Below are 1,602 nucleotides of genomic sequence, written 5' to 3'. Positions count from 1 at the left end.
GCACCGCGACGCTCACGACGTACTCGACGCGTCCGCGCCGGAACGTCCCGGCGCCCTGGACGCGCCGTACGGGCAGGCGGCGTTCGAGCTCGTGCAGCGCGGCGCGGGTCGCCGGACGGCTGACCGCGAACCGCTCGGCGAGCGTGTGCTCGCTCGGCACCCGCGCGCCGACCGGCACGTGCGCCAGCTCGGCCTCGAGCACGTCGGCCATCTCCAGATAGCGTTGCGCGCTTGTCATGACAAGCAGGCTCGTCCGGCTTTCTGACCAGCGGATGAACGCCGTGCGGCCGTTCACGAGCGGGCACGGGATCAACGCAGGGCCTTTCGCAGTCCCGCCGACACCGCTTCCACCAGCAGGACGACGACGAAGATCGGCAGCACGACCGCGGTGACCACGTCGTAGTTCAGCGCCTGGATGTTCTGGGCGAGCGCGTAGCCCAGTTCGCCCGCCCCGACGATGCCGAGCACGAAGAACGCCCGCAGGTTGACGTCCAGCGCGTACAGCGTGGTCGCGACGAGCCGCGGGGTGAGCTGCCCGAGAATCGCCACCGTCAGCTCCTGCCCGCGCGCCGCCCCGGCCGAGCGCACCGCGTCGCGCGGGCCGTCCCGCAGCTCCTCCGCCTCGTCGGCGACGAGCTTGGCGACCAGCGCCACGGTGAACACCGCGAGGGCGAACGTCCCGGCGACCGGCCCGTTCGTCAGCCCGATCGCCGCCACGAACAGCAGCACCAGCAGCAGGTCCGGGACCGAGCGCAGCACGACGCACACGGCGCGGGCGGTCAGCCGCACCGCCGGGTTCGGCGCCACGGTCCGCGCGGCGAGGAGGCCGAGCGGCACGCCGGCGAGCACCCCGAGGAACGTCGCGCCGAGCGCGATCGCGCACGTCTGCTCCAGCCCCTTCGCCAGGATCGGCGTGACCGGGCCGAACGCGGGCGGGAAGAACTCCCCGAGCGCGCGTACCGAGCCGGTCAGCGCGTGCCAGAGCGCCCTCGGTCCCGCGTCGACCTGCCAGAACGCCACCAGAGCGAGAGCCGGTCCGGACCATCCGGCCAGGTGCGCGGCGGCGCGGGCCCGCGTCCACGGCACCCGCGTCCCCCGTACGGGCGGGACCCCGCGTGTGGAGGACCCGAGCAGCAGGCCCCGCAGCCCGACCGAAACGCCCTCCACGAGCATCACGACCCCGACCGTGACGATCCCGATGCCCACCGCCTGCGGGTAGTCGGTGAACCCGAACGCGGTCTTCAGGTCGATGCCGACGCCGCCCGCGCCCACCGCGCCGAGCAGGACGGAACTGCGGAAGTTGATGTCGAGGCGGTACAGGATCGCGGCCGTCCAGGCGGGCCCGACCTGCGGCAGCACACCGCCGGCCAGCCGTTGCAGCGGTCCCGCGCCGGTGCCCGCCACCGCGTCGCGCACGCCGTCGTCGGTGCGCTCGACCGCCTCGGCGAACAGCTTGCCCAGCATGCCGACCGAGTGCAGGCCCAGCGCGAGCACGCCGGGCAGCGGCCCGACCCCGATGGCGGCGACGAAGAACACGAAGAAGACGGCCGCGAACAGGTCGCGCAACGGGGTGATGAGCTGACGCGCGTCGTGCGCGAGTGG

The 1,602-nt window shown here is 73.9% G+C and carries 2 protein-coding genes; both read right to left on the bottom strand.

Features of this window, described 5'->3' with window-relative positions; all coding sequences use genetic code 11:
* Nucleotides 1–238: GntR family transcriptional regulator (locus tag ACFFNX_RS49495; protein ID WP_378213429.1), on the bottom strand; the 238-nt coding region annotated here is incomplete at its 3' end.
* Nucleotides 239–309: 71 nt separating this feature from the next.
* The coding region (locus ACFFNX_RS49490; protein ID WP_378213428.1) for a PhnE/PtxC family ABC transporter permease at nucleotides 310–1,602 on the bottom strand (1,293 nt) is incomplete at its 5' end.

Origin of the sequence: Actinoallomurus acaciae (assembly GCF_042429965.1) — a bacterium.
In the GTDB taxonomy this organism is placed as follows: domain Bacteria; phylum Actinomycetota; class Actinomycetes; order Streptosporangiales; family Streptosporangiaceae; genus Actinoallomurus; species Actinoallomurus acaciae.
Note: the sequence above shows the minus strand (reverse complement) of the source record. Positions and strands in the feature narration are given on the sequence as shown.